General features: G+C 74.5%; 5 protein-coding genes. 2 read left to right on the top strand and 3 right to left on the bottom strand.

Going from position 1 to position 3,613, the window contains the following annotated elements; all coding sequences use genetic code 11:
* A partial coding sequence (locus AB0N76_RS39520) for an integrase core domain-containing protein (RefSeq protein ID WP_363565693.1) occupies positions 1 to 399 on the top strand: 399 nt, incomplete at its 5' end.
* 9 nt (positions 400 to 408) lie between these two features.
* Here AB0N76_RS39520 and AB0N76_RS39525 read toward each other — a convergent pair.
* Positions 409 to 597, bottom strand: a complete 189-nt coding sequence (locus AB0N76_RS39525) for a hypothetical protein (RefSeq protein ID WP_363565694.1) — start codon at positions 595 to 597, stop codon at positions 409 to 411.
* 173 nt (positions 598 to 770) lie between these two features.
* Here AB0N76_RS39525 and AB0N76_RS39530 point away from each other — a divergent pair, with 173 nt between their 5' ends.
* Positions 771 to 1,604 (top strand): HAD family hydrolase, encoded by an 834-nt coding sequence (locus tag AB0N76_RS39530; RefSeq protein WP_363565695.1) that lies wholly within the window; start codon positions 771 to 773, stop codon positions 1,602 to 1,604.
* A gap of 39 nt (positions 1,605 to 1,643) precedes the next feature.
* On the opposite strand, the gene AB0N76_RS39535 is transcribed toward AB0N76_RS39530, so the two are convergent.
* Complete coding sequence (locus AB0N76_RS39535; RefSeq protein WP_363565697.1) at positions 1,644 to 2,420, bottom strand: phosphate ABC transporter ATP-binding protein; 777 nt, start codon at positions 2,418 to 2,420, stop codon at positions 1,644 to 1,646.
* 233 nt (positions 2,421 to 2,653) lie between these two features.
* The coding region (locus tag AB0N76_RS39540) for a class E sortase (protein WP_363565696.1) at positions 2,654 to 3,613 on the bottom strand (960 nt) is incomplete at its 5' end.

Genomic DNA, 3,613 nt, shown 5'->3' on the forward strand with positions numbered 1-3,613 from the left:
TACAGCGAGATCCTGACCGACGAGCGCAAGGAGACCGCCGCCGCGTTCTGGGCCCGGGCGAACGCGTTCTTCGCCCGGGCCGGGATCACCGTCCAGCGCGTCATGACCGACAACGGCGCCTGCTACCGCTCGCACCCGTGGCGCGATGCCCTCGCCACCGAGGGCATCACGCACAAACGCACCCGCCCCTACCGGCCGCAGACCAACGGCAAGGTCGAACGCTTCAACCGCACCCTGCTCGACGAATGGGCCTACGCCAGGCCCTACCGCAGCGAACAGGAACGCCGCGACGCCTACCCCGCCTGGCTCCACACCTACAATCACCACCGCGGACACACCGCACTCGCAGGCAAACCACCCGCCAGCCGCGTCCCCAACCTCACGGGACAGAACACCTAGGGCCCCGGGTCAGGGGTGGGGGCGTTGGGTGGGGAGGTGGAGGGGGTGGGTGGGGGTGGTGCGGCTGGCGAGGTCGGCGAGGGTGTCGAAGAGGATGTCGCCGATCAGGACGGGTTCGCGGGACGGCGCCGGCGCCGGGGGCGGGGCGTCCTCGGGGGTGGTCGGTGGGCGCTCGTCTCGGACCTGGCGAGTGGGCATGGCTCTTCCTGCCGACGGGGTTGCCGTGGGGAGTCCTGCCCGGTCGGGGGCGGTGGGACACCCCGGGGGCGGGCGGATCGGCCGGAAGTGGTGCAGCGGGGTCCGAAAGGTGCCGGGACGGTACCGGCCACCGGGCCGGTGACCTCGCGGCGCCGGTGGGCGAAGATGGAGCGGTGACCACACCCCGCACCGCACCCCGGCTGATCGCCACCGACCTGGACGGCACCCTGCTCTGCTCCGGCGGCACCGTCACCGAGCGCACCGCCGCCGCCCTGGCCGCCGCCGAGGCCGCCGGGGTCCGGGTGGTGTTCGTGACCGGCCGCCCGCCCCGCTGGATGCAGCAGGTCAGCGCGCACATCGGCGGCCACGGGGTGGCGATCTGCTCGAACGGCGGCGCCGTGGTGGACGTGCGGCGCGGCGAGCTGCTGGAGTCGTTCCCGCTGGCCGCCGAGGACGCGCTGGCGGTGGTCGAGCGGCTGCGGGCGAAGCTGCCGGGGACGGCGTTCGCGTTCGAGTACCCGGCCGGGTTCGCCCGGGAGCCCGGCTACGCGGTGCGGATGTGGGGCCAGGACGAGAACCACCCGGTCGGCCCGGCGGAGGAGCTGCTCGGCTCGGGCGGGCCGGTGCGCGGGCTGTTCAAGCTGCTCGCCAAGCACCCGGACCTGGACCCGGACAAGCTGCTCGGCGAGGCCCGGGAGGCCGCCGGGGAGCTCGCCGAGATCACCCGCTCGGCGCCGATCCCGCTGCTGGAGATCAGCGCGCCTGGCGTCACCAAGGCCAGCACGCTGGCCCGTTGGTGCGCCGCGCAGGGGATCGACCGGAGCGAGGTGGTGGCCTTCGGCGACATGCCGAACGACCTGGAGATGCTGGCCTGGGCCGGCACCGCCTACGCCGTCGCCAACGCGCACCCGCAGGTGCTGGCGGCGGTGCCGCTGCACACGGTGAGCAACGAGCAGGACGGCGTCGCCGCGGTGCTGGAGCAGCTGCTCCGGCACCGCGGCGAGTGAGCGGGAAGGGCGGGAAGGGCGGGGAAGGCGTGGACCGCCCTAGCCGAAGCGGCCGTTGACGTAGTCGGAGGTCCGCTGGTCGCGCGGGTGCTGGAACAGCTGCTCGGTCGGCCCGGCCTCGACGATCCGGCCGGGCGTGTCGTGGGTGGCGAGGAAGAACGCGCAGGACTGCGACACGCGCTGGGCCTGCTGCATGTTGTGGGTGACGATCACGATGGTGAGCCGTCCGCGCAGCTCCGCGATGGTCTCCTCGACCCGTCGGGTGGAGGTCGGGTCGAGCGCCGAGCACGGCTCGTCCATCAGCAGGATGTCCGGCGAGACCGCCAGCGACCGCGCGATGCACAGGCGCTGCTGCTGACCGCCGGAGAGCGAGCCGCCGGGGGTGTGCAGCCGGGTGGCGACCTCCTCCCAGAGGCCGGCCCGGCGCAGGCTGGTCTCCACCAGGTGCTCGCGCTCGTCCCTGGAGACCTTGATCCCGGCCAGCTTGAGCCCGCTGGAGACGTTGTCCTGGATGGACATCGCCGGGAACGGGTTCGGCCGCTGGAACACCATGCCGATCCGGCGGCGCACCTCGGCCGGCCGCCGCCCGGGCCGGTAGACGTCGTCGCCGTCCAGCAGCACCTCGCCGGAGAGCGCGGCGCCGCGGACCATCTCGTGCATCCGGTTGAGGATCCGCAGGTAGGTGGACTTGCCGCAGCCGGACGGGCCGATCAGCGCGGTCACCTCGCCGGCCGGCATGGCCAGCGAGACCCGCTCCAGCACCTTGCGGGCGCCGAACCAGGCGGAGACGTCGCGGGTCTCCAGGCCGGCCAGCACGTCGCCCCGGCCGTGGTCGTCGTACTCGGCGTAGTGCGCGTCCTGCGGGTACAGCAGCTGCCCACCCTGGTCGGGGTGGCCGGCGTACCCGGCGGCCGGGTGGCCCGCGTACCCGGCGCCCGGCTGGGCGGCGGGCAGGGTCATCGTGGCCTCGTCGGCCCCCGGCGGGACGGGGTTGGGCGGCAGGTCGGTCATCGGTGCATCCGTCATCGGTACGGTCCTCCGGGCGCGCGTCAGTAGAGGTTGGGCAGCAGGGCGGCGGCGTTCTCGTAGACCGCCCAGAGCAGCGCGCCGACCACCGGCGCGAGGCTGAGGTAGGCGGCCGAGCGGCGCCAGTACCGGGCCAGCACGAGCGCGGCCAGCACCGCGCCGAGCAGGCCGAGCATCCACAGCTGCAGCGTGGCCAGCGCGCCCTTGTCGGCGGCCAGCGCCTTGTCGTACGGCACGGTGGCGGGCCGGCCGCCCGGGTTGGCCACCGGGTCGCCGTCCAGCCGGGCGCCGATCAGCACGGTCGAGCGCGGGATCCAGTCGGAGTCCCCGGTGACCAGCACCAGCCGGTTGCGGGCCGGGTCCGCGATCGGGTGGTCCTCGTCGCCGTACACGTTGACGGTGTAGGTGAACTTGCCCTGCCCGGTGGTGGCCTCGATCTTGTCGCCGACCCGCAGCTTGGTGAGCTCGCCGAACGGCGCCCCGAAGGTCGCGCCGCGCCCGAACAGCACCGCCACCCCGGTCTGCCCGGGCAGCGCGGTGTCCCGGCGGTGGCCGGGACCGCGCATGAGGTCCCGGCCGGTGGTGCCCTCCACCACGACCGCCTGGTGCAGCCCGATCGCCGGGATGTCCAGCAGCGCGACCGGGGAGCCGTCCGCGACCTTGCCGGTCGGGGCGGTCGCCTGGGCGAGCTGGTCGCGGAAGGTCTTGTAGGAGGTCGACTGGAAGTGCTTCTCCTGGAGGTGCGACAGCGTGAAGAGGTAGCCGACGAAGCCGACCGTGATCGCCGCCAGCAGGCTCACCGCCCACGCCGCCTGGAGGAACCGGACCCGCCCCGGCGGCCGGCCGGAGCCGTCCGCCTTCGCCGTCCCGGACTCCGGCGCGGGGGACTCGGGCGCCTGCGGGGCGGCCGGGGCCGGGACCGCCGGCTTCTCGATCACCGGGGCGGTCACGACCGGCCGCCGTGGTCGGCGCGGCGGCGGCGC

Origin of the sequence: Kitasatospora sp. NPDC093806 (genome assembly GCF_040683335.1) — a bacterium.
Taxonomy (GTDB): Bacteria; Actinomycetota; Actinomycetes; order Streptomycetales; family Streptomycetaceae; genus Kitasatospora.